Genomic DNA, 23373 nt, shown 5'->3' with positions numbered 1-23373 from the left:
CGGGATCGCCGGGGGCCACCGCGTCACATGAGCAGGTCGTCTACTTGTGCTTCCCCATCACGGTACCTGCGGGCGATCTCGGCGCTGCAATCGTCGGCGGTGCGCTGCAGGTGCTGGCGCCGCCGGGAGACCTGCTGCTCGTAGCGCACGAGCCGTCCCATCCCCGCGCCGAGCTCGTCGTCCGTACGTGCTTCCAGGTCCGACAGCTCCACCTCGGCGAGCATGTCCGCGGCCAGCCGCCGGTACTCCTCGCCGTACGGTGTGCCCACTGTCACATGGCGGGCCGACGAACGGTGCCGGGCCGGCGCGTCCGTAAGGATCTCGGGAAGCCGGTCGACGACCGACGCCTCACGGAAACCGGAGCCGGAACCCGCTCCCCTCCCTCCGGCCGGACGCAGACCCGGACTCGTTCCCAGGCCCGAGACCAGCGGCGATCCCGACGTCGCGGAGAGTGCCCGCAGTCCCCCGCGGCGCGCCAGCTCCGCCCGCAGGATGTCGATCCGCCCCTGGAGCAGCCGCCGCACATAGCTGAGGTCGGCCTCGTCGCGCTGCGCGTCGCGCCGCAGGGTCCGCAGTTCGGGCAGCCGCAGCAGGGGCAGTTCGGGCGCGGGCGGGTCCGGGTGCAGCGGGCTGTCGGTGCGTTGCACGGGAGGACGATGAACCCCCGTACGACCGCCTCCCGCCCGCGGACTCGTACGGGTCAACGACACAGCCCCGGGCGGCTGCTGCCCGGTACTCGGTGTGCTCATGTGCCTCTACCGTCCCCTCGACCGGCGCGGTCCACCCCACGGTTGCACCGCAACACACGCATCGTGCCACCCCAAGTGGCCGCTATGTGACCGAGTGCCCCCGATCGGCCCCAGATGGGGGGGTAAGGAGCAAAAAGAAACCCCCGAACGACCCCTCGAAAGAGGTCGGGGGAGCACGCGCGAACGCATTGAGCCCCATGACGCGAAGGCATTGAGCCCCGTGAGGGGGGCTGCGTCCCACACGGCATGATGGTTCCCATGCGTGCGGTGGTGCAGAGGGTGGACGGCGCGAGCGTCGTCGTGAACGGGGAACACGGTCCGGAAACGGTCGGGGCGATCGACGGCGAGGGGCTGTGCGTCCTCGTCGGTGTCACGCACGACGACACCAAGGAGAAGGCGGCCCAACTCGCCCGCAAACTCTGGTCCGTCCGGATGCTGACGGACGAGAAGTCGTGCTCCGACATCGACGCGCCGCTGCTCGTCATCAGCCAGTTCACCCTGTACGGCGACGCCCGCAAGGGCCGCCGCCCCACCTGGAACGCGGCCGCCCCCGGCGATGTCGCCGAACCCCTCGTCGACGAGGTCGTGGCCCAACTCCGCGCGCTGGGCGCCACGGTGGCGACGGGCCGGTTCGGCGCGCAGATGCGCGTCTCGCTGACGAACGACGGCCCGTTCACCGTGCTCCTGGAGATGTGACCCAGGAGATGCGACCCGTCCGAGCCCCTACGGCTCGACCACGACCTCCTGCGCCGCCGCCGTCGTGTCCGCCAGCAGCCGGGCGTCCAGCGGCACGTTCCGCTTCACCAGGCCGAGCGCGATCGGGCCGAGCTCGTGGTGGCGCACGGAGGTGGTGATGAAGCCGATCTTCCGGCCGTCGGGGCCGTCGTCCGCGAGGCGGAGTTCGGCGCCGTGCGGCGGCAGATGGACCTCGCTGCCGTCCAGGTGCAGAAAGACGAGCCGGCGCGGGGGCTTGCCCAGGTTCTGTACGCGGGCGACGGTCTCCTGGCCCCGGTAGCAGCCCTTCTGGAGGTGCACCGCGGTGGCGATCCAGCCCAGCTCGTGCGGGATCGTGCGGTGGTCGGTCTCGAAACCGAGCCGCGGGCGGTGGTGTTCGACGCGCAGCGCCTCGTAGGCCAGCAGCCCGGCCGGCGGGCCGGCCTTTGCGGCGTACGACTCCAGGTCCGTACGCGGCAGGAAGAGATCACGCCCGTACGGTGTCTCGCGTACGACCGCGCCCTCGGGGACCTCGGCGATCGAACCGGCCGGCAGGTGCACGACCGCGAAGTCGTCGGTGCGGTCGGCGGCCTCGACGCGGTAGAAGAACTTCATGGACTCCAGGTACGCGAGCAGCGCGTCCTGGGTGCCGGGTTCGACGTGGGCCCAGGTCGTCGCGCCGTCGTCGACGAGGTAGAGCGCGTGCTCGATGTGGCCGTGCGCGGAGAGGATCAGCGCCTCGGTGGCGCGGCCCGCCGGGAGGTCCGTGACGTGCTGGGTGAGCAGCAGGTGCAGCCAGCTCAGCCGGTCCTCACCGGAGACGGCGACGACACCGCGGTGCGAGAGGTCCACGAAGCCGGTGCCGTCGGCGAGGGCTCGCTGCTCGCGGAACAGGTCGCCGTAATGGGCTGCGACCTGTTCATCCACGCCTTCGGCGGGGACGGCGCCGGGCAGGGACAGGAGAGGGCTCTTCATAGACCTAGCCTACGACTTGGTAGTTGAACTCTTGAGCGAACAGTCCTTGCAGCGGCCGAAGATCGCGAAGTGCTTCATGTCCGTCTCGAAGCCGAACGTGTCACGCAGCTTGGCCCGGAACTCGGCGGCCACCTCGACATCGGCCTCGATGACGTTCGTGCAGTCACGGCAGACCAGGTGAATGTGGTGGTGCCGGTCGGCGAGATGGTACGTCGGAGCGCCGTGCCCGAGGTGCGCGTGACTGACCAGACCGAGCTCCTCCAGGAGCTCCAGGGTCCGGTAGACGGTGGAAATGTTGACCCCCGACGCCGTCTTCCTCACCTCGATGAGGATGTCGTCGGGGGTCGCGTGCTCCAGGGTGTCCACAGCTTCGAGGACAAGCTGGCGCTGCGGCGTCAGCCGGTAGCCGCGCTGCCTCAGGTCGCTCTTCCAGTCGGTGCTCACCACACAGGAAGTCTAGGACCATTCCGGGGTTTGCCGACCTGAGGAGAGCCGCCGAACCGGCCGGGCCGCTTCCGGGCTACTTGAAGAACGCGATCCCGTCGTCCGGCATGTCGTCCGGGAGGGCCTTGGCCCAGCGCTCGACGTCCTCCGGAGTGACGACCTTCTTCAGGTGCGCGGACATGTAGGGGCGCAGCTCGACCTCGGGGGTCTGCTTCTCACCGACCCACATGAGGTCGCTCTTCACATAGCCGTAGAGGCGCTTGCCGCCGGTGTAGGGACCCGAGGCCGCCGTCCGTGCCACGGCGTCGGTGACCAGGTCGATCTGCGGCGTCTTGGCGGCCAGGTCGCCGTACCAGATCTCGACGACGCCGTCGTCGCGGGTCATGACGACCTCGACCTTGCGGTCGGAGTCGACGCGCCAGAAGCCGGACTCGGTCTCCAGCGGCCTGACCTTGTTCCCGTCGGCGTCGAGCACCCAGGTGTGCGAGTGGTACTCCAGGAAGTCGCGCCCGTCGTGGGTGAAGGTGACCTCCTGCCCGAAGTTGCACTTCTCGGAGCCGGGGAAGTCGTGAACGCCCGCACCGGCCCAGTTGCCGAGCAGGAAGGCAAGAGGGAGCAGGTCCTTGTGCAGGTCGGACGGGATCTCGATCATGAGCTCGGCAGTTCCTCGATGGGGGTCAGCGCTGGCCCTGGTACAGCTTCTTCACGGTCAGCCCGGCGAAGGCGAGCACGCCGACGCAGACCAGGACCAGCAGGGTTTCGAAGAAGATCTCCACGGGGTGCTCCTCGGATGAGCGGGGTGGGCGGTACAAGAGCCGAGCCCCAGCTTAGTGGGCCGGGGCTCGGGGCTCTCTGCGAGGTACTCCTGGGCGGGTCTTCGCGAGGTACGCCCAGCGTGTTCAGCCGAGCAGCTGGCTCTGGAGGACCACCGTCTGCTGGAACGGGACCGCCCTCGCGGCGCCCTTGCGGGACTGCACGATCAGGGCGAGGGTGTCCCCGGCCGAGAGGTACGCCTGGCGGACCTGCTCGGCGCCGTACGGCTTGATCTCGTCGTACGCGTGTCGGACCACGTCGTCGACCGCGGCGCGGTCCGGGAACCGGTCGTCGGCCATCGTCCGCTCGGCGCCACGCACCGCGTAGTTCGGCATGTTGTAGCTGGTCAGCCCGGGCGAGTTCACCTCGTCCGCGACGACGGCCGAGTCGAACTGCAACAGGTAGATCCGCGTGTGCGTACCGTCCGGTGTCGTCCAGCCGCGCGCCGCGATGTGCCGCAGACCGTTGTCGGTCAGCTGCTGCCCGACCGTCTCCCGGTCATCCCGCGTGGCGTACTCCGCCAGGAACGTCTTCGTCGCCAGCCAGCCGTCCTTCCCGCGCAGCGCCGTGTCGACGCGTGCGCCCTTCGGGGCGGGCAGCACGAGCCTGCGCAGGTCGGCGTAGTGGGTGCCGGTCTTGTTCGCATCGGCGAGCGGGCGCGGGCTGCCGGAGGGCAACGGCGGCCGGGTGATCGTCGGGTAGTCCCAGCGTCCGTCCGACTCCGTCGCCAGACCGGGGACGTCGGTGCGGTCCATGCGGGTGATGCCGTACGCGGCCGACGTGCCGACCGCCGCGAAGACCACGGCGGCGGCGGTCCAGCGCAGCACGGCCCGCAGCACCCGACGGTCCTTGCGCACCGGGGCCGGGGGCACCTCGGCCCCGGCGCCCGCGGCCGGCAGCTCGGGCGCGACGACCGCGGGCACGGCCTCGGCGTCGACAACGGCCGCGCGCACCTCAGGCGCGGGTGGCAGCGCGGCCTGCGCCTCGGGGCCGACGACCGGGGCCGGCACCTCCGGCTCGGCCGACACCTCGGGCGCGGGCGGCGTCGCGGGCCGTTCCTCGACCGGCGCCGTGGTCCCGTCCTCGACGGGCGTCCCCGTCCCGTCCTCGACGGAGCTCGTCCGCTCGGTCATACCGCCTCCCCCGGCTCGGCGATGCGGTCGAGCTGCTCGCGCAGCAGCATCGCGACACCCTTGGTGTCCAACGGCTTGGCCCCGTAGGCGGTCGCGCTGACCAGCACGTCGCCCTGGTAGGCGGAGCAGAGCATCATGTCGAGCTTCTCGTCCTTGTCCTTGGGCGGCAGGAAGCACTTGGCGTTCTTGTGGCCCTTGATCTCCGGCCCCTTGCGGAAGATCTTGAGGGCGTCGAGGAACTCGTTCTGGAACGTCGACATGCCCTTCACCGCCGCCTTGTCCTCGATCTGGGCGAGCTCGACGCTCACGGTGAAGGCGCTGTCGGCGTACAGCGTGGAGGCGTACCCGTTGGAGGTGCTGAGGTAGCTGCGCATCGCGATGCCCTTGGTGTGCTGCTTGTCGATGCGCTTCTCCAACTCCCGCCGCTGGGAACGCGGCAGATCCCGCAGCGCCTCCTTGCGCAGAGCGGTGGCCTCGGGCCCGCTGAGCGAGGCGTCGGAGCCGAACTCCCCGATGTCCGGGCCCCGGCTCCAGCCCTCGGTGCCGTACGGCACGAGCATCGCGGCGAGTCCCGAGGGGGCCTTCGCCGTCTTGGCGTCGTCGTGGACGGCGTTCGGGAAGGTCCAGGAGGGCGCGCCGGGGTCCCGGTCGGCGTCCTGGACGGTCACGACGGTGTAGCCGGCGCCGCCGATGACCGCCGCGACGAGGAGCACGGAACCGGCGACGGCGGCGATGCGCCCCCGGCGGAGGGGTTTCTTGACGGGGGCGATGGATTCGGGCGCGGCGGGTTCGGGCGCGGACTCCTGAACAGGCTCCTCGCGCTCCTGAACAGGCTCCTCCACGCGCTCCTGAACGGGCTGCTCGCTCATCGGCTGCTCGCTCATCGGTTCGTCGGTCACAGCCGCTCCATCTGCCGCTCGGCCAGGTCCATGATCTTGGCCTTGGGGATCGGCTTGGTGTCGTAGATCCAGATCTCCATGGCGATGTCACCGCGCCAGGCGTGTGCCTGTGCGCTGTACACCGGCAGATAGCCGGGCTTGGTGTCGGGCTTGATCGTCACGTATGCCATGCCGTCACCCGTGCCGGGGACGGGCCAGCTGCGGGTGCCGTCCACCTTCCAGTTGCCGGCCTCCTCGGAGGCGGAAAGGTTCTCCTCCTGGCGGTACTGCACGAGCCTGATCCCGACGCTGTACGTGTTGCCGACCCGCCAGTCGACTCCGGCCGCGCGGCGGAACTCCGCGCCGACGAGCCGGGCGAACGCCTGGTCCGGGTCCTCGAGCTGGTCCGCGTACTCGGCCATGGTCAGCCAGCCGTTGTGACCCGGCGCGTACTCGGCGTCCTGGGCCCCCTTCGGCCGCTTGATGAGCAGCTTGCGCAGGTCGTCGTCGGTCTTCACCCGGCGGTCCTGCGCGGCGGACAGCGGTTCGGGACCGGCGCCCTCGGCCTGGGCGACCACGGGCTGCGAGAGCGACGGCAGCTTGGTCGGCTCCCGGTCGGCCTGGATCAGATAGCCGGCGCAGGTGCCCCCGAGGAGCCCCAGCACGGCGGCCGTGGCGATCAGCAGGGCCGTACGCCCCCGCCGACGTACGCGAGGCGTTTCCTCCTGGATCTCCTCACGGATCTCCCCGGGTATCTCTTCGACTTCCACGACATCCCCCCACGGAACGCGACACGCGGATTGCGTATCCGCGCGCACAGAAGACCCATGGGAATCTCATGGAGTTGTAAGGGTCATGATCACGATTCGGATTCTCCCCGAACTCCCCCGGACTACGATGCGGCCATGGCGAAGAAGCTCGTGATCAAGGTGACGGCGGGGGCCGATGCCCCCGAGCGCTGCTCGCAGGCGTTCACGGTCGCGGCGGTGGCCGTGGCCAGCGGGGTCGAGGTCTCCCTGTGGCTGACCGGCGAGTCCTCGTGGTTCGCGCTGCCGGGCCGGGCCGCCGAGTTCGAGCTGCCGCACGCGGCGCCGCTGCCCGATCTGATCGACTCGGTCCTGGCCGCGGGCCGGCTCACCCTGTGCACCCAGTGCGCGGCGCGCCGGGACATCACGGAGAAGGACGTCATCGACGGCGTACGCATCGCGGGCGCCCAGGTGTTCGTCCAGGAGGCGATGGCGGACGAGACCCAGGCGCTCGTCTACTGAAGGTCTCGTCCACTGAAGGTGCAGCACGCGCGAAGGTGCGGCGCACGCCCCTCTACGGGCGGCGCTTCTTGCCGTCGAGTTCGTCCCACCACTCGTCGGACTTCTGATCCCCGGACGGGTCGTCCCACCAGCGGTCCTCGGGCCCCCGCCGGTTGGCGACCATCGCGGCGAACGGCGGAATCACCATCGCCACCACACACATGCCCACGGCCACGGGAATCGACCAGATCCTTACGACTCCCCAGGCCAGGACGAAAAGACCGATGCACGTCCCCATCATGGCGAAGTAGACGTGTCGCCGTCGTGCGTACATACCTCAAGCGTAGGCCCGTACATGCCGAAGGGCCGCACCCCGAGCGTCCAACCCTGGGGTGCGGCCCTTCGGCCACTCGGAGATGCCGTCAGACGGCGATGGCGACCTCGGCGAGGCCGCCCGTCTGGGCGACGACCGTGCGGTCCGCGGTGCCACCGGGGACCAGGGCGCGTACGGTCCAGGTGCCCTCGGCCGCGTAGAAGCGGAACTGGCCCGTCGCGGAGGTGGGGACCTCCGCCGTGAACTCGCCGGTCGAGTCCAGGAGGCGCACGTAACCGGTGACGGGCTCGCCGTCGCGGGTCACCTGGCCCTGGATGGTGGTCTCACCGGGCTTGATCGTCGAGGCGTCGGGGCCGCCGGCCTTCGCTCCACACATATTTCGATTCCGTCCTTCAGGCCTTGAGGGTTACTTGTTGGCGCCGAGCTCGATCGGGACGCCGACCAGGGAGCCGTACTCGGTCCAGGAGCCGTCGTAGTTCTTGACGTTCTCCACGCCGAGCAGCTCGTGCAGCACGAACCAGGTGAGCGCGGAACGCTCACCGATACGGCAGTACGCGATGGTGTCCTTGGCGAGGTCGACCTGCTCCTCGGCGTAGAGCTCCTTGAGCTCGTCGTCCGACTTGAAGGTGCCGTCGTCGTTGGCGTTCTTCGACCACGGGATGTTGCGGGCGCTCGGGATGTGGCCCGGACGCTGCGACTGCTCCTGCGGCAGGTGCGCCGGCGCGAGCAGCTTGCCGCTGAACTCGTCGGGCGAACGGACGTCGACCAGGTTCTGCGAGCCGATGGCCGCCACGACGTCGTCGCGGAAGGCGCGGATCGCGGTGTTCTGGGCCTTGGCCTTGTAGTCGGTCGCGGCACGGTTCGGGACCTCGACGACCAGGTCACGGGAGTCGAGCTCCCACTTCTTGCGGCCGCCGTCGAGGAGCTTGACGTTCTCGTGGCCATACAGCTTGAAGTACCAGTAGGCGTAGGACGCGAACCAGTTGTTGTTGCCGCCGTAGAGGACCACCAGAGTGTCGTTGGCGATGCCCTTCTCCGACAGGAGCTTCTCGAAGCCCTCCTGGTCGATGAAGTCACGGCGGACCGGGTCCTGGAGGTCCTTGGTCCAGTCGATCCGGATCGCGTTCTTGATGTGGTTCTTCTCGTAGGCGGACGTGTCCTCGTCGACCTCGACGATGGCCACGCTCGGGTCGTCCAGGTGGTCCTGGACCCACTCGGCGTCGACCAGGACGTCGCTGCGGCTCATGCTGTTTCTCCTCCGGGGCAGTTGCGGCGGGGCGGTGCGTTAGACAGAGGGTGCGCGGTCATGCCTGTCGAGGCTGCGCGGCGCGCACGGGGTTCCTGGCGAAGAGGGGCCAGGGGAGGGCGGACGGACGAATGTCCCGCTCAGAAGGTGCGACAGAGCATGGCGGCGACGCGGCACAGGTCTACTGCCCGCCGCTTCGTGAGATCCGCCTGTCGCTTCATGGGTCCGATCGTAGGGACGGACGGGCTGGCATGTCACCGGCGTGTCGGATGTTGAGATGCGATCGTCCGGGATGTGGGACGCCTTCACCCCCGATGCGGCCCCGCAAGGATTCCGGGCGGATGAATCCGTCATCACACCGACCGCACATCTGCGGTACGGACGGGCACGTCTCGCCCTTCGGACAGCTCTCCGGCCGCGGGGCTCCCTGGCCTCCGGCCTCCGCCCTGCGGCCGCTGACCCTTCTACCCGACCAGCTTGACGTTCGAACCCTTCACGGAGATGTCCACGCCGTTCGCGGCCGCCTGGACCGTGTCGAGCTGGATGCCGCCCGGCAGCTGGCCGATCTTCTGCTCGAAGTCGGTGATCGCGCGCACCCGGTTCTCGGCGAGGGCGACGCCCAGCTTGGGGAGCGAGTCCGCGTGCACCTTGACCGTGTTGCCGCCGACGACCGTGACCGAGCTGAGCACGGAGACCGGCTGGGGCACCTTGGTGCCGCCGATGCTGACCTCGACGGCCACCTTGATCTTGCCGTTGCCGCCGTCGGAGAGGCCGACGACCCGGGCGGTGACGCCGAGGCCGACCTGCGTGGGCTGGGACTTGGCGGTCTTGAGCAGCTCGGCGTACCCGATGGACGCGGAGCCGGTGGCGCTGTTGGCGGTGGCGGAGCTGTAGTCGCCGTTGAAGGTGACGCCGCGCATCTCGGCGTTCAGGTCGTCGATACGGATGGTGCCGGTGCCGCCGGCACTGCCCGCGCCGCTCGTCGACGCCTCGTAGTCCTTGATGCCGATCTTCACGTCGTCGAGTTCGCCGCCGACGACCTGGGTGAGGAAGGGAAAGCCCTCGATGGACACGTCCGGCGTGCCGGCCAGGCCCTCGGTGGTCTTGATCCGGTCCGCCGCCTTGTTCTCCGCGAACCCGACCGCCACCCGGTCCGCGATCACGAACAGGCCGCCCAGGATGACGGTGACGATCAGGATTATTCGCAGTGCACGCATGCGCGGTGTTCCCCACCTCGAACGGATCCGGACGGCCGAGTGGCCCTCCCTCGCGAACCTAACCCCGAAGGGCCCCGCGGCGGGGCCCTCCGATGTGGTTGTAGATCATCTGTGACGAACAGCCACTGGACAAGGCCCGACAGGACCTAGCCGAGGGCGCGGCCCAGCAGGTACACCGCCGGGGCCGCGGCGGCCAGCGGCAGGGCCACGCCCGCGGTGAAGTGGACGAAGCGGGACGGGTAGTCGTAGCTGGCGACCCGGTGGCCGATCAGCGCGCAGAGCCCGGCGCCGAGGCCGAGGAAGGCCCCCTTGCTGCCCAGGTCCGTCATCCCGCCGACCGCGATACCGGCGCCCGCGGCGGCCAGCAGCGCCACCACCACGGAGGCCGCGGTCGGCAGCGGCAGGGCGCGGGCGAGGATCGCTACGGCGACCGCGGCGGCGCCCACCGTGACGGCGTCCGGCTCGGCCGCGAGGTGCCCCGTCGCGATGATCGCGAGCGCCGCCGAGGTGACGGTCGCCATCAGGCCGTACATCCGGGTGTCCGGGTCGGCGTGGCTGCGCAGTCGCAGGACGAGGGTGAGCAGGACCCACACGCCGAGGGTGCCGAGGATCGCGGCGGGCGCGTTCTCCCGGCCCGCCGCGAGGAGCGCGACGTCCGCGGTGACCGCGCCGAGGAACGCCAGCGCGATGCCCTGACGGGCCGGCCACATCCCGTTCAGCCGGAACCAGCCCGCCGCGGTGACGGCCTGGAGGAGGACGAGGGGGATGACGAGGGCGTACTGCCCGATCGCCGCCGTCCCGGAGAGCAGCAGCCCGAGCACCGCGGTGAGCACGGCGGGCTGGATGCCGGGTTCGATGATCGGGGAGCGGCCCTCGGCGCGGGCGCGCTGGGCGTCGGTGACGCGGGCGTTGCCGGTGACGGTCGGGGGGCCGTAGCCGGAGGCGGTCTCAGGGGTGACCGCGCTGCCGGTGCCGGGCGCCTGCTGGGCGGGGGGCTGGTACGCGGGCGTCCACTCAGGTGCCGGAGTCGGCGCCGGGGCCGGTGCTTCCTGCGGCAGCGGCTGCCCGACCGTGCCGTACGTCTGCGGCTCGGGGTACGCCTGGTAGCCCCGCGGCGGCAGGTACGTCGTGTCCGCCGCCGGCATCGAGGGCTGCGCCTGGGTCTCCCAGGTCTGCCCCTCCCACTGCTGGGTGTGCTGCTGCCACTCGGGCTGCGGCGGCTGTTGCTGCTGAGGCTGTTGCTGCTGAGGCTGTGGATACGGGTCGTATCCCTCGTACTGACCCTCGTACGGCTGGTCGCTCATCGTCTCGCTCACCCTCCTGCGAACGGCGGGAGCACCTCGACCGTGCCGCCCTCGGCCAGCCGTACCGTCTCATGTTCGCGAGTGCCCACGGGGTCACCGTCGATGAGGAAGGAGCATCGCCGCAGGACGCGGACGAGTTCGCCGGGGTGTCGCGCGCGGGCCGCGTCGAGCGCCTCGGCGAGCGTGCCCGCCTCGTACGGCTCCTCCGCGACGCCCGCCGCGGCCTTGGCGGCGGCCCAGTAACGCACCGTGCCCTTTGCCATCTCGTTCCTCAATCGGTGTTTTCCGTGAACACGGATCAGTCATCAGTGGTTTCTGTGAACACGGTCAGGCTAGCCCGCCGCCGCGACGGCCCACTCCCCGATACGGCCGAGCAGCACGTCGTCCGCCGCGTGCTCGGCGTGGCCCATGCCGCGCTCGATCCACAGTTCGGCGTGGCCGCCGGAGGCGGCGGCGAGCATCTGCGGGTGGTCGACCGGGAAGTAGCCGTCCTGGTCGCCGTGGACGATCAGCAGCGGAGTGGGCGCGATGAGCGGGACCGACTCGACCGGGGAGGCCGGCACCGGGTTCCAGTCACGGTGGTGGATCCGGGTGCGCAGGCCGTAACGGCCGACCGCGCGGCCCACCGGCCGGGTTACCAGCCAGTGCAGGCGCCGCATAGGGGCCGTGCCCCGGTAATACCAACGGGCGGGTGCGCTCACCGAAACCACGGCGTCCGTACGCGCCCCGGTGCGCCCCTCGTGCTCCATCTCCGCGCCCCGGTCCGGACCCCCCTCCGGGCCCCCGTCCGAGCCACGGTGCAGCGCCGCGTGCCGCAGCACCACCGAACCGCCCATCGAGAAGCCGACGGTGGCCACACGCGTGTGCCCGAGTTCACGGGCCCAGGACACCGCGGCGGCCAGATCGTGGACCTCGCGGTCACCGACCGTGGAGCTGCCGCCGGAGGCGCCGTGACCACGGAAGGAGAAGGTGACCACCGCCGCGTGCCGGGCGAGGACGGCCGCCGCGTGGCGCACGTGCGGACGTTCCAGATCGCCCGTGAAGCCGTGCGCGACGACAATGACCACGTGGTCCAAGTCAGTGGCCGAGTCACCAGAAGGCCGCGTTCCAGGGTCGTACGCCGCATCGATCGTCACCCCGTCGACCGTGTGCAGAAACCTCCGCAAAGGGGCCCGCGGGGGCGTCTCAAGGGGTGGACGATCGGAAGATCCCGTCGCTTGACCTGCCGGACCTGAGCTCATGTGGGCTATTCTGCTGGGCAGAGGACTCGGGCAGCGTAGCCCCCGGGTCCTTTTGTGCTTTCTGAAGCGTTGTATACGAAGCGGGAAACCGCAGGTGTACGAAGCCGACGAACGCATAGAACGTGTGGCGACCCCCAGTGGGCCGTCCGGCGACTCCCAGGGGCGCGGGAGCCGCACCGTAGGAAGCAGTGCCGCAAACGTCCTCGCAGGGACCGAGGAGGAACCAGACGTTATGGGCGAGCGAACCTTGCATGACCGTAGGACGACCCAGGCAGGTGGGGCGCGATGAGTTCTCTGCTGCTCCTGACCAATGCTCTTCAGCCGTCGACGGAGGTGCTTCCCGCTCTCGGCCTGCTCCTGCACAACGTGCGAGTGGCTCCGGCGGAAGGCCCCGCTCTCGTCGACACCCCCGGTGCCGACGTCATTCTGATCGACGGCCGGCGTGACCTCCCGCAGGTGCGCAGCCTGTGCCAGCTGCTGCGCTCGACGGGGCCCGGCTGTCCGCTGATCCTCGTCGTGACGGAGGGCGGTCTCGCGGCCGTCACCGCCGACTGGGGCATCGACGACGTGCTCCTGGACACCGCAGGACCGGCGGAGGTCGAGGCACGGCTGCGACTGGCCATGGGCCGCCAGCAGATCGTCAACGACGACTCCCCGATGGAGATCCGCAACGGCGACCTCTCGGTCGACGAGGCGACCTACAGCGCCAAGCTCAAGGGCCGGGTCCTCGACCTGACCTTCAAGGAGTTCGAGCTCCTCAAGTACCTCGCACAGCACCCGGGCCGTGTCTTCACGCGCGCCCAGCTGCTCCAGGAAGTCTGGGGCTACGACTATTTCGGCGGCACGCGGACGGTCGACGTCCACGTGCGACGGCTGCGCGCGAAGCTCGGACCCGAGCACGAGTCGCTGATCGGTACCGTCCGGAACGTCGGTTATCGATTCGTTACACCTGAGAAGGTGGACCGCGCCGCGGACGAGGCGAGGGCCAAGGCGGCCCAGCCAAAGCCGGAGGATGCGGACGAGACGGCGCACCTGGACGCCGTCGAGACGGCCGAGGCGGCGGCGGAGGCGCAGTAGGCGGTAACGGAGGCGCAGCAAGCCTCCGTACGCCCTGCCCAGCGGCGGGTCCATCCGCGTAGACTCCGCGCGTGGCCAAGGTGACGAGGGACGATGTAGCGCGACTGGCGGGTACGTCCACCGCCGTTGTCAGCTATGTCATCAACAACGGACCGAGGCCGGTTGCCCCGGCCACGCGCGAGCGCGTTCTCGCCGCGATCAAGGAACTGGGGTACCGGCCCGACCGGGTCGCCCAGGCCATGGCGTCGCGGCGGACCGAGCTCATAGGCCTGATCGTGCCGGACGCGCGCCAGCCCTTCTTCGGGGAGATGGCGCACGCGGTCGAGCAGGCCGCCGCGGAGCGCGGGAAAATGGTGCTCGTCGGCAACTCCGACTACATCGCCGAGCGCGAGGTCCACTACCTGCGCGCCTTCCTCGGTATGCGCGTCTCCGGGCTGATCCTCGTCAGCCACGCGCTCAATGACAACGCTGCCGCGGAGATCGACGCGTGGGACGCCCGCGTGGTGCTGCTGCACGAGCGCCCCGAGGCCATCGACGACGTCGCCGTCGTCACGGACGACATCGGCGGCGCCCAACTCGCCACCCGTCACCTTCTCGAACACGGCTACGAGTACGTGGCCTGTCTCGGCGGCATCGCGGAGACCCCGACCGTCGGCGACCCGGTCTCCGACCACGTCGAGGGCTGGCGGCGCGCGATGCAGGAGGCCGGCATCCCCACCGAGGGGCGCCTCTTCGAAGCACCGTACAACCGCTACGACGCCTATCAGGTCGGCCTCCAGCTGCTCGGCGGTCCCGACCGCCCGCCCGCCATCTTCTGCTCCACCGACGACCAGGCGATCGGCGTGCTGCGCGCCGCGCGTGAGCTGCGCATCGACGTTCCGGGACAGCTGGCCGTGGCCGGTTTCGACGACGTCAAGGAAGCCGCGCTGACGGATCCGCCGATGACGACGATCGCCTCCGACCGATCGGCGATGGCGCGGGCCGCGGTGGATCTCGTACTGGATGACGGGTTGCGGGTCGCGGGATCGCGGCGCGAACGGTTGAAGGTGTTTCCGTCACGGTTGGTCGTCCGGCGCTCTTGCGGTTGTGAGTAGCCGCGGGCTTGTGGTGGTGAGCAGCTGCGGGCCGGATGTGGCTGGTCGCGCCCACGCGGCGAAGCCGCATATGTCACAGCCCCGCGCCCCTGAAAAGGGGCGCGCCTGCCCCCGCGGGATCACGGGGACAGGCGCATCCTGGTGCTGAGCTAGAACAGCAGGTTGTACTGGTTGAAGCCGCTGCCCAGGCCGATCCGTGAGCCGAAGAGGCTGCTGGAGGCCTTGTTGGTGCCGGGGTAGAGCCAGAGCTTGCCGGCGGAGTCGCGGGTGATGACGTCGGCGATGCCGTCGCCCGTGACGTCACCGTTGGAGACGTACGAGGTGAAGTTGAAGCCCGTACGCGCCTGGATCCGCGCCGCGAAGGGGGTCTTCTCGACCTGCGTGCCCCGGTAGAGGTACAGGACGCCGGAGCTGTTGCGGACCAGCAGGTCGGCCCTGCCGTCGCCGGACAGGTCGCCGTGTCCGAAGATCTTCACGTTCTTCCAGGCCCTGTCGACGACCTTGACCTTGCCGTAGAACTGGCCGTTGCCCTTGCCCGGGTAGAGGTAGACCGAGCCGTCGGCGTCCACCGCGACCAGGTCGGGGCGGGCGTCGCCCGTCATGTCGCCGGGGATGGCGTACGACTTGTAGCCGCCCCACACCGTGCTGATCTGCATCCAGTCGTACTCGCCGGAGCTGTGGTTCAGGTAGCTGCGGTACAGCTTGCCGTCGCCCTTGTCGCGCATGATCAGGTCCTGGTAGAAGTCCCGGTCCAGGTCTGCCTGGAGGACCCAGCTGGCGTTCTGCCAGCCGTTGCCCTGGTAGGCGCGGGCGGCGAGCGAGGTGCCCTTGCTGTCCTGCTGGAAGAGGCCGCCGGACGGCGTGCGCTCCAGCAGGTCGGCCTTGCCGTCGAAGGTCATGTCCGCGTCGTCGATGCGCGGCTGGGCGGCCCAGGTGTACGAGGACACCTTGGTGAACACCGGGTAGGCGCCCTTCGCGGTGCAGCCCGCGACGCCCCACGAGACGATGCCGACGACCTTGCCGCCGACGATGACGGGACCGCCGGAGTCACCGTTGCAGGGGCTCTTGGTGCCCTCGTCGGTGCCGGTCGCCGGGGTGCCCGCGCAGAACATCGCGCCCTCGACGAAGTCGTCCTCGCCGAGGACCGACCGCATCGCGGAGTCGCAGGTGGAGTCGGCGACCAGCGGCAGGGTCACCTTGCGCAGGTTCGCCGACAGGTCGGCCCCGTCGGCGCCGGAGGTCAGGCCCCAGCCGTAGACGGTGGCGGAGTTGCCGGCCTTGTAGGAGGCGCTGTCACCGGCGGCCACCAGCCGCTGCCACTGCTGGTCCAGCGGGCGGTCGAGCGTGAGGACCGCGATGTCGTTCTGGACGGTCGTGGAGTTGTAGTGCGGGTGGTTCCACTGGCGGTAGACGCCCGCGACCGTGCCGCTGGTGTCGTCCAGCAGTCCGGTGGCGCCGGCCAGCACCGCGCCGTTCTTCACCCAGTCCAGGCCCGCGACGCAGTGGGCCGCCGTGAGGACCTTGTTCGGGGCGACGAGGGTGCCGCCGCAGAAGTAGCCGACGCCGGCCGTGCTGTCGTAGTAGGAGAGCTGGACCATCCACGGCGCGGAGGAGATCGTCGTCTCGGTGCCGCCGATGATGAAGGGTGTCTTCTTGGGGGTCGTGTCCGGGGTCGCCCGGTCCTTGACGGCCGCGGCGACCCGGCCGCGCAGCTCCTTGTCGGAGACGGTCGGCTTCGCGGGCTGGGACTGGTTCACCTCCGGCAGCGAGGGTCCGTCCGCCGCGGTGGCGGGCTGCGCCGCGAAGGCGCCGGCGCAGGTCAGCGCCAGCGCGAGAGCGGCCGTGGGCAACGCCGTGGCGGGGCGTCTCCAGCGGTCGCGCAGAGCACGTATCACTCAGGGCTCCTGGTGTGGGTGCGTGTGGTGTCCATGACGTAGGAGGCCCGAGAAGGGCGTACGACGCACCGGCCCGATCGACGGCGGCGGTCACTGGCCATGGCCGGCAACCGCCTGCATCGACTCAGGCACACCGCGGAGCCCCCTCCGGCGCGGAGATCGTAGGCCTCATCCGCCCCAGAACACATGTACTACACAGCAGACAGACAAGTATTCGTCCGTCGCCTTCCGTGACATCACCCCCACGCAACCCGCTGTTTCCCGGGTTTCAGCGGGCCCGGGCGCCTTTATATCGGGCATACGAGGTTCTGTCGGGCTTCTCAGCGGGCCCTCAGGGAGCTCTCATGATCGGGGGACAAGCTTTTTCCATGACCGAGAGCTTCCGCCGCAGCGGCGAGTACCCCCAGGGCGACGACCACCAGGCGACCGACCCCATGCGGGCGGCGTACCCCCAGCAGCAGCCCGTCTCTTCCTCTCCCGTGAACCCCGAGTGGCCGCCGCCGCCGGCGTACGAGCCGGTCGCTCCGGTCGCCGTCGAGCCGGGTACCACCGTGTGGCCGGGCTCCGGTCAGGGTGGCGACGGCGGTACGGGCGGTTACGGCGGCGGCGGTTACGGCGGAGGCGGCGCCTACGCCGGTTACCCCGAGCCGGACGCCGTCTCCTCCACCGCGGTACTCCAGGCGCAGCCGGTCCCGGCCGCCCCGGCCCCCGCTGCGAAGAAGCGCGGGAAGGGCACGATCGCCCTGCTCGCCGCCGTCGCGATAGTCGCGGCCGCCATCGGAGGCGGCACCGCGTACGGCATACAGGAGCTGGCCGGCAAGAACACCGCGTCGAGCAGCACCAGCACCACCGTCGTGCCCGCCGCCAAGAAGGGCACCGTCGCCGGTGTCGCCCAGGCGGTCAGCCCGAGTATCGTCGAGGTCAGCGCGACCTCGAACGCGGGTTCGTCCACCGGCTCGGGCGTGATCATCTCGTCCAGCGGCGAGATCATCACCAACAACCACGTCATCTCGGGCGCCTCCGAGATCAAGGTGCAACTGAGCAGCGGCAAGTCGTACACCGCGAAGGTGGTCGGCACCGACAGCAAGAAGGACCTCGCGCTCATCAAGTTCGAGAACGCGCCCTCCGGCCTGAAGGTCGCCACGCTCGGCAACTCCGACGGCGTCCAGGTCGGTGACGACGTCGTCGCGATCGGCTCCCCCGAGGGGCTGACCGGCACCGTCACCAGCGGCATCGTCTCGGCGCTCAACCGTGACGTCACCGTCTCCACGGACGAGAGCCAGGGCCAGCAACAGCAGCAGGGCGGCGGCAGCGGCCAGTGGCCGTTCTCCTTCGGCGGCCGGCAGTTCAACGGCGACACCGGGTCCTCGACGACCACGTACAAGGCGATCCAGACCGACGCGTCCTTGAACCCCGGCAACTCCGGCGGCGCCCTCATCGACATGAACGGCAACATCGTCGGCATCAACTCCGCGATGTACTCGGCCGCCGACTCCTCGTCCAGTTCGTCGAGCGCGGGCAGCGTCGGCCTTGGTTTCGCCATCCCGATCAACACCGTCAAGTCGGACCTCGCCAGCCTGCGGGCCGGCGGTTCCGACAGCTGAGTCCTTCTCGGCCAAGTCCTTCTCGGAGGTTGAAATGATCACTCGCGTCTCCCACAGCATCGAAGGCACCGACCCCGCCGGCCTCGGCCTGGCCCTCTCCATCGCCCGTGAACTGCACCGGCCGGTGCCCCGGGCTCCGGAAGTGACGGTCCCGCAGCCGCAGATGATGGGCCTGCACCTCTCCGCCGATCACCCGCACCGCCGCAAGGTCCCGCTGAGCCGCCTGAGCCGTCTGAGCCAGCTGAGCACGCTGGGGGTCTGAGCCGGCGAGCGCTCTGCGTTGCCTGAGCGGGCCGATGAGGCCGAGCAGGCAGGGCAAGGAGGCCGAGCAGGCAGGGCGAGGAGGCTGAACGGGCCGGGCGGGCCAGCGGGCCGAGCGGGCCGCAAACCTGAGCCGAGGAACCGATACCGGCTGATACCGGCCGATCCCGATCGATCTCGACCAATCGCAGCGAATCCCGATTGATCTCAGCCGATCTCCTCCGATCTACGCTGATCCCCTCCGATCCCGACCGATCCCCGCCGATCTCCGCTGATCCTTTCTGCCCCGGCCGGAACGTGCGAGGCTGAAAGCGTCCGGCCCCGTCCCACCGCACCCCTAGGAACCCACGCCCATGAGCCCCGCCGAAGGCGACCGTGAGACCCAGCGCATCCTGATCGTCGACGACGAGCCGGCCGTGCGCGAAGCACTTCAGCGCAGCCTCGCCTTCGAGGGGTACGACACCCAGGTCGCGGTCGACGGAGCGGACGCGCTGGAGAAGACGACCGCGTACCAGCCCGACCTGGTCGTCCTGGACATCCAGATGCCCCGGATGGACGGCCTGACGGCCGCCCGCCGGATGCGCGGGGCGGGCACGACGACCCCCATCCTCATGCTGACGGCCCGCGACACCGTGGGCGACCGGGTGACCGGCCTCGACGCGGGCGCGGACGACTACCTGGTCAAGCCGTTCGAGCTGGACGAGCTGTTCGCCCGGGTCCGGGCACTGCTGCGGCGCAGTTCCTACGCGGCCACGACGGTCGGCGCCCCGGACGACGACGCGCTGACCTTCGGCGACCTGCGGATGGACCTCGCGACGCGCGAGGTCACGCGCGGGGGCCGGGCGGTCGAACTGACCCGCACCGAGTTCACCCTGCTGGAGATGTTCCTGGCCCACCCGCGCCAGGTCCTCACCCGTGAGCAGATCCTCAAGGCGGTCTGGGGCTTCGACTTCGAGCCCTCCTCCAACTCCCTCGACGTCTACGTCATGTACCTGCGCCGCAAGACCGAGGCGGGCGGCGAGCCGCGCCTCGTGCACACGGTGCGGGGCGTGGGGTACGTCCTGCGGTCGGGCGGCGCCGAGTGATGAGGGTCCTGCGCCGGTTCAAATCCCTGCCGATCCGCTCCCGGCTGGCCATGCTGGTCGCCGCAGCGGTGGCGTTCGGGGTGGCAGCGGTCTCGGTGACCTGCTGGTTCATAGTGCGGGGGAAGTTGTACGACGAGATCGACAACAACCTCAAAGCACAGAAGGCACCCGTTTCCTACGGATCGTTCCAGCGCGCCATAAAGAACTGCGGCCAGGACCCGAAGAGCGGCAGCGACGGCCCCCGCGGGCGGTCCGAGTACTTCTCCCAGGTGGTCCAGGCAGACGGAACCGTCTGTGCGTTCGACGGCTCCGCAGGCACGGTGAAGGTCACCAACAGCGACAAGGACGAGGCCAAGAACCCGAGCTGGGCCAGACTCCGCACCGGAACCGACAGCGAAGGCAACGACGTACGGGTGATCACCATGCCCCTCGTCGTCGCCGGCCAGGTTCCGGGCAGCAGCCCGGTCCTGGTCCAGGACGCCTCCTTCCTCGTGGCCATCCCCCTGAAGAGCACCCAGGCCACCCTCAACGACCTCGCCCTTGTCCTCCTCCTCGTCTCGGGCATCGGAGTCGTCGGCGCCGGAGCCGCCGGCCTGGCGGTCGCCCGCGCGGGTCTGCGCCCGGTGGACAAGCTCACGGAGGCGGTGGAGCACGTGGCGCGCACGGAGGACCTCTCCGTCCGCATCCCCGTCGAGGACGACAGCGAGGACGAGGTCGCCCGTCTCTCCCGCTCCTTCAACTCGATGACGTCCGCTCTCGCCAACTCCCGTGAGCTGCAACAGCAACTCATCGCCGACGCGGGCCACGAGCTCCGTACGCCGCTCACGTCGCTGCGTACGAACATAGAGCTCCTCACCCGCAGCGAGGAGACGGGCCGCCCGATCCCCCCGGCGGACCGCAGGGCACTGCTGGCGTCGGTGAAGGCGCAGATGACGGAGCTGGCGGCGCTGATCGGTGACCTGCAGACGCTGTCGCGTTCGGACGCGGGCCAGTCGGGCGACCGCATCCAGGTGGTCGACCTCCAGGAAACGGTCGAGGCGGCCCTCCAGCGCGCCCGTCTGCGCGGTCCCGAGCTGACGATCACGGCGGACCTCCAGCCCTGGTTCGTACGGGCGGAGCCGTCCGCGCTGGAGCGGGCGATCGTGAACATCCTCGACAACGCGGTGAAGTTCAGCCCCGAGGGCGAGGCCATCGACGTCATCCTCAAGGCCGGCGAACTGACCGTCCGCGACCACGGCCCCGGCATCCCCTCCGAGGAACTCCCGCACGTCTTCGACCGCTTCTGGCGCTCCCCGTCCGCCCGCGCACTCCCGGGCTCGGGCCTGGGCCTGTCGATCGTGGCCAGGACCGTGCAGCAGTCGGGCGGCGAGGTGTCGCTGCAACCGGCGCAGGGTGGCGGCACGGTGGCGACGCTACGACTGCCGGGCGCGCCCACGCCGCCTCCCGAGGCTCCATAGGTCCCGCCGGGGAGGCTGGGCGCGGACACCGCCCAGCCTCCCCACACCCCTCTCCAAGCCCTCCCACAGCGCCCCGTTACACGTTGGGGGGATGGCGCGGAAGATCCTGCTGGCCGATGACGACGAGGCCGTACGTGAGGGGCTCGACCGGGTGCTCAGGTTCGAGGGCTACGAGACCGTCCTCACCGGGGACGGCCGCGAGGCCCTCGAACTGGTGGCCGGGGTGGACGAGCGGCCGGACCTGGTGCTGATGGACGTCACCATGCCCGGCCTCGACGGGCTGGCCGCGACGCGCCGGATCAGAGCCTCCGGGTCCACCGTCCCCATCCTCATGATCACCGGCCGGAGCGCCGTCGGCGACCGTATCGTCGCCCTCGACAACGGCGCCGACGACTACCTCATGAAGCCCTTCGCCACCGAGGAACTCCTCGCCCGGGTCAGGGCCCTGCTGCGCCGCAGCCCGCAGCCGAAACGGTGCGCGCCCCGTCTCGACGACCGGCTCGCCTTCGCGGACCTCGCCATGGACCGGCCCACCCGCACCGTCACCCGCTCCGACCGCCCCCTCGTCCTGACGAGGACCGAGTACGCCCTGCTGGAGTACCTGCTCCGGCATCCCGCCAAGGTCCTCAGCCGCGCCCAGATCCTCAAGGAGGTCTGGGGCTTCGACTTCGAGCCGACGTCGAACACGCTGGACGTGTACGTGATGTACCTGCGCCGGAAACTGGAGAGCCGCGGCGAACCGCGGCTCATCCACACCGTGCGGGGGCTCGGCTACACGCTCCGCGCCGCCAGGTAGCCGAGTTCGGGCGTCGCGAGCCGGGCGTACGCCCCGCCCCACGCCATCAGCTCGTCGTGCGTGCCCGCCTCCACCAGCCGGCCGCCGTCCACCACCAGGATCCGGTCGGCGTCGGGGGCGAGGCTCAGATCGTGCGTGATCATGATGGTCGTACGGCCCGCCATCAGCCGCCGCAGCGGCTGCACCACCCGGCGTGCGGCGATCGAGTCGAGCCCGGCGGTCGGCTCGTCGAGTACCAGGACGGGTGCGGCGCGCAGCATCGCGCGGGCGATCGCGATCCGCTGGAGCTGGCCGCCGGACAGGGTGGCCGTGCCGGGCGCGATCTCGGTGTCGTACCCGTCGGGCAGCGCGCTGATGAAGTCGTGCGCGACCGCGTCCGTCGCCGCCCGCTCGATGTCCGCCTGGGACGCGCCCGGCCTGCCGCACTCGATGTTCTCGCGGATCGTGCCGTGCAGGATCAGCGTCTCCTGGGGCAGCAGCGCCACGTTCTCGCGCAGGAACTCCAGGGACACGTCGGGCAGCGGGACGCCGTCCAGGCAGACCACGCCGGCCGTGGGGTCGTAGAAGCGGGTGAGGAGTTTGGAGAGCGTCGACTTTCCGGCGCCGCTCGGGCCGGTGACGATGACGAGTTCGCCGGGGCCCGCGGTGAAGGTCACGTCGTGCAGGGACTCGCGCTCGGCGCCGGGGTAGCGGAACGACACGCCGTGGAAGCTGACCCAGCCGTGCACGGGCCAGTCCCGGACGGGCTCGGCGGGTTCGGTGACGGCGGGTTCGGTGTCCAGGATCTCCTGGATGCGTTCCGCGCCCGCGGTGGCGGCGGTGAGGGTGAGGCCGAGCTGACCCAGACTGCGGATCGGCGGGTACAGGTAGCCGAGAAACGCGGCGAAGGCGAGCAACTGGCCCAGCGACATGCGCCCCTTCGAGATCTCCCAGGCACCGAGGCCGATCACCGCGAGCACGCACAGCGTCTCGACGACCTCGACGAACTGCTCGTACATCTCGCTCGCCCGTGCCCCGCGAACCGAGGCCCGCATCCAGGCGCGCGCCTCGCGGTCGAGCCGCTTCTCCTCGGCGCGGCGGCGGTTGTACGCCTGGGTCAGCACCACGTTGCCGAGGGACTCCTCGACGACCGAGGTGATCGCGCCGTCGGCGGCCCGCTCCTCCTGGGAGGCGGTCTTGATGCGGCCGGCGAACCGGCGGGCCGCGACGAGGAAGAGGGGGGCGAGGAGGAAGGTGACGAGGGCGAGATCCCAGCGCAGCCAGAGCGCGGCGGTGGCGTAGAAGACGGCGGAGAAGGCGGCGGAGACCGTCCCGACGACACCCGACACGACCATCTGCTCGATGGCCTCGACATCACCGGTGAGCCGTTCGACCAGGTCGCCCTGGCGGTGCTTCTGGAAGAAGTCGGGCGGCAGGTCCTGGACGTGCCGGAAGACACTCGCGCGCAGGCGCAGGACGAATCTCTCCGCGGTCCACACGGCCAGCGAGTTGCCCAGGTAGCCGACGATCGCGCCGATCACGGCGACACCCAGCCAGGCTCCGGCCGGCTCCCAGAACGCGGAGAGCGAACCGGCCTTCAGGGCGTGGTCCGTGAGCTGTGCGAAGAGCAGGATCGAGGCCGTCTCGGCGAGCGCGGCCACGACCACGCAGCCGATGATCAGAAGCAGCCATTTGCGGTCGCCGCGTGTCAGCGGCCAGAAGCGTGCGAATGCCTCCCGTACTTCCCGCATATCAAATCAACTTCCCTTTCCGGACCGGAACATGGCCGAGGCGGGGCCACCGGAAACCGATAATTCCCGGTGACCCCGC

Annotated in this window: 26 protein-coding genes; 9 read left to right on the top strand and 17 right to left on the bottom strand. The window is 70.2% G+C overall.

The genetic code is table 11. The features are described from left to right. Window positions 1-23 precede the first annotated feature (23 nt). Window positions 24-749, bottom strand: a complete 726-nt coding sequence (locus ACIQTP_RS44850; RefSeq protein ID WP_403411454.1) for an AmfC protein — start codon at window positions 747-749, stop codon at window positions 24-26. A 258-nt stretch (window positions 750-1007) separates the two neighbouring features. Between ACIQTP_RS44850 and dtd the strand changes: the two genes are divergently transcribed. Next, window positions 1008-1445, top strand: a complete 438-nt coding sequence (dtd, locus tag ACIQTP_RS44845) for a D-aminoacyl-tRNA deacylase (RefSeq protein ID WP_388203320.1) — start codon at window positions 1008-1010, stop codon at window positions 1443-1445. A 27-nt stretch (window positions 1446-1472) separates the two neighbouring features. Here dtd and ACIQTP_RS44840 read toward each other — a convergent pair whose 3' ends face one another. From ACIQTP_RS44840 to ACIQTP_RS44815, 6 genes are all read right to left on the bottom strand, one after another. Further along, entirely contained in the window at window positions 1473-2438 is a 966-nt protein-coding gene (locus ACIQTP_RS44840; RefSeq protein WP_403411451.1) for a YgfZ/GcvT domain-containing protein, read from the bottom strand. Window positions 2439-2447: 9 nt separating this feature from the next. Then, on the bottom strand, window positions 2448-2885 hold the full coding sequence (locus ACIQTP_RS44835) for a Fur family transcriptional regulator (RefSeq protein WP_168509426.1): 438 nt from the start codon (window positions 2883-2885) through the stop codon (window positions 2448-2450). Between the two features lie 73 nt (window positions 2886-2958). After that, window positions 2959-3534, bottom strand: coding sequence for an FABP family protein (locus tag ACIQTP_RS44830; protein ID WP_403411448.1), 576 nt, complete (start codon window positions 3532-3534; stop codon window positions 2959-2961). 247 nt (window positions 3535-3781) lie between these two features. Continuing rightward, window positions 3782-4828 carry a hypothetical protein gene (locus ACIQTP_RS44825; RefSeq protein WP_403411446.1) on the bottom strand — a complete coding sequence of 349 codons (1047 nt, stop codon included), beginning with the start codon at window positions 4826-4828 and terminating at the stop codon, window positions 3782-3784. Beyond that, on the bottom strand, window positions 4825-5727 hold the full coding sequence (locus ACIQTP_RS44820; RefSeq protein WP_403411444.1) for a hypothetical protein: 903 nt from the start codon (window positions 5725-5727) through the stop codon (window positions 4825-4827). Before ACIQTP_RS44820 ends, ACIQTP_RS44825 begins: the two co-directional genes overlap by 4 nt. Next, a complete protein-coding gene (locus ACIQTP_RS44815; RefSeq protein ID WP_403411441.1) occupies window positions 5724-6476 on the bottom strand; it encodes a hypothetical protein in 753 nt (250 codons plus the stop codon). Before ACIQTP_RS44815 ends, ACIQTP_RS44820 begins: the two co-directional genes overlap by 4 nt. Window positions 6477-6611: 135 nt before the next feature. Here ACIQTP_RS44815 and ACIQTP_RS44810 point away from each other — a divergent pair, with 135 nt between their 5' ends. Beyond that, window positions 6612-6974, top strand: a complete 363-nt coding sequence (locus ACIQTP_RS44810) for a DsrE family protein (RefSeq protein ID WP_101407995.1) — start codon at window positions 6612-6614, stop codon at window positions 6972-6974. Between the two features lie 52 nt (window positions 6975-7026). On the opposite strand, the gene ACIQTP_RS44805 is transcribed toward ACIQTP_RS44810, so the two are convergent. From ACIQTP_RS44805 to ACIQTP_RS44770, 8 genes are all read right to left on the bottom strand, one after another. Further along, window positions 7027-7287: a DUF3099 domain-containing protein gene (locus ACIQTP_RS44805; protein WP_067371511.1), complete on the bottom strand. Its 261-nt coding sequence runs from the start codon at window positions 7285-7287 to the stop codon at window positions 7027-7029. A gap of 88 nt (window positions 7288-7375) precedes the next feature. Beyond that, window positions 7376-7663: a DUF1416 domain-containing protein gene (locus ACIQTP_RS44800; RefSeq protein WP_054232391.1), complete on the bottom strand. Its 288-nt coding sequence runs from the start codon at window positions 7661-7663 to the stop codon at window positions 7376-7378. A gap of 30 nt (window positions 7664-7693) precedes the next feature. Next, complete coding sequence (locus ACIQTP_RS44795; protein ID WP_403411438.1) at window positions 7694-8533, bottom strand: sulfurtransferase; 840 nt, start codon at window positions 8531-8533, stop codon at window positions 7694-7696. A gap of 140 nt (window positions 8534-8673) precedes the next feature. Further along, window positions 8674-8754 carry a putative leader peptide gene (locus ACIQTP_RS44790; protein WP_350310325.1) on the bottom strand — a complete coding sequence of 27 codons (81 nt, stop codon included), beginning with the start codon at window positions 8752-8754 and terminating at the stop codon, window positions 8674-8676. A 243-nt stretch (window positions 8755-8997) separates the two neighbouring features. Continuing rightward, window positions 8998-9750, bottom strand: a complete 753-nt coding sequence (locus ACIQTP_RS44785; protein ID WP_403411435.1) for a DUF2993 domain-containing protein — start codon at window positions 9748-9750, stop codon at window positions 8998-9000. A gap of 146 nt (window positions 9751-9896) precedes the next feature. Continuing rightward, on the bottom strand, window positions 9897-11054 hold the full coding sequence (locus tag ACIQTP_RS44780; protein WP_403411432.1) for a hypothetical protein: 1158 nt from the start codon (window positions 11052-11054) through the stop codon (window positions 9897-9899). 8 nt (window positions 11055-11062) lie between these two features. Next, the gene (locus ACIQTP_RS44775) at window positions 11063-11317 is read right to left on the bottom strand and encodes a MoaD/ThiS family protein (RefSeq protein WP_402051178.1); all 255 of its coding nucleotides are present in this window, start codon (window positions 11315-11317) and stop codon (window positions 11063-11065) included. Between the two features lie 69 nt (window positions 11318-11386). Continuing rightward, window positions 11387-12295, bottom strand: coding sequence for an alpha/beta hydrolase (locus ACIQTP_RS44770; protein WP_403411429.1), 909 nt, complete (start codon window positions 12293-12295; stop codon window positions 11387-11389). Between the two features lie 285 nt (window positions 12296-12580). Between ACIQTP_RS44770 and ACIQTP_RS44765 the strand changes: the two genes are divergently transcribed. Together ACIQTP_RS44765 and ACIQTP_RS44760 are read left to right on the top strand one after the other, a co-directional pair. Next, the gene (locus ACIQTP_RS44765) at window positions 12581-13372 is read left to right on the top strand and encodes a response regulator transcription factor (RefSeq protein WP_402051172.1); all 792 of its coding nucleotides are present in this window, start codon (window positions 12581-12583) and stop codon (window positions 13370-13372) included. A gap of 71 nt (window positions 13373-13443) precedes the next feature. Further along, on the top strand, window positions 13444-14466 hold the full coding sequence (locus ACIQTP_RS44760) for a LacI family DNA-binding transcriptional regulator (RefSeq protein ID WP_402051169.1): 1023 nt from the start codon (window positions 13444-13446) through the stop codon (window positions 14464-14466). Window positions 14467-14615: 149 nt separating this feature from the next. On the opposite strand, the gene ACIQTP_RS44755 is transcribed toward ACIQTP_RS44760, so the two are convergent. After that, window positions 14616-16361 carry a trypsin-like serine protease gene (locus ACIQTP_RS44755; RefSeq protein WP_403411425.1) on the bottom strand — a complete coding sequence of 582 codons (1746 nt, stop codon included), beginning with the start codon at window positions 16359-16361 and terminating at the stop codon, window positions 14616-14618. Window positions 16362-16729: 368 nt separating this feature from the next. Between ACIQTP_RS44755 and ACIQTP_RS44750 the strand changes: the two genes are divergently transcribed. The 5 genes from ACIQTP_RS44750 (at window position 16730) to ACIQTP_RS44730 (ending at window position 21564) form a co-directional block, all read left to right on the top strand. Then, complete coding sequence (locus ACIQTP_RS44750; protein ID WP_403411422.1) at window positions 16730-17965, top strand: S1C family serine protease; 1236 nt, start codon at window positions 16730-16732, stop codon at window positions 17963-17965. 34 nt (window positions 17966-17999) lie between these two features. Beyond that, window positions 18000-18227, top strand: coding sequence for a hypothetical protein (locus ACIQTP_RS44745; protein ID WP_403411419.1), 228 nt, complete (start codon window positions 18000-18002; stop codon window positions 18225-18227). A 352-nt stretch (window positions 18228-18579) separates the two neighbouring features. Further along, entirely contained in the window at window positions 18580-19311 is a 732-nt protein-coding gene (locus ACIQTP_RS44740) for a response regulator transcription factor (RefSeq protein ID WP_402051157.1), read from the top strand. Further along, window positions 19308-20768, top strand: a complete 1461-nt coding sequence (locus tag ACIQTP_RS44735; protein WP_403411416.1) for a sensor histidine kinase — start codon at window positions 19308-19310, stop codon at window positions 20766-20768. Before ACIQTP_RS44740 ends, ACIQTP_RS44735 begins: the two co-directional genes overlap by 4 nt. Window positions 20769-20859: 91 nt before the next feature. After that, the gene (locus ACIQTP_RS44730; RefSeq protein ID WP_403411413.1) at window positions 20860-21564 is read left to right on the top strand and encodes a response regulator transcription factor; all 705 of its coding nucleotides are present in this window, start codon (window positions 20860-20862) and stop codon (window positions 21562-21564) included. Here ACIQTP_RS44730 and ACIQTP_RS44725 read toward each other — a convergent pair. Beyond that, entirely contained in the window at window positions 21540-23294 is a 1755-nt protein-coding gene (locus ACIQTP_RS44725; RefSeq protein ID WP_403411411.1) for an ABC transporter ATP-binding protein, read from the bottom strand. The genes ACIQTP_RS44730 and ACIQTP_RS44725 overlap by 25 nt on opposite strands. Window positions 23295-23373 lie beyond the last annotated feature (79 nt).

It is taken from the genome of Streptomyces sp. NPDC090798, assembly GCF_044768965.1.
In the GTDB taxonomy this organism is placed as follows: domain Bacteria; phylum Actinomycetota; class Actinomycetes; order Streptomycetales; family Streptomycetaceae; genus Streptomyces.
Note: the sequence above shows the minus strand (reverse complement) of the source record. Positions and strands in the feature narration are given on the sequence as shown.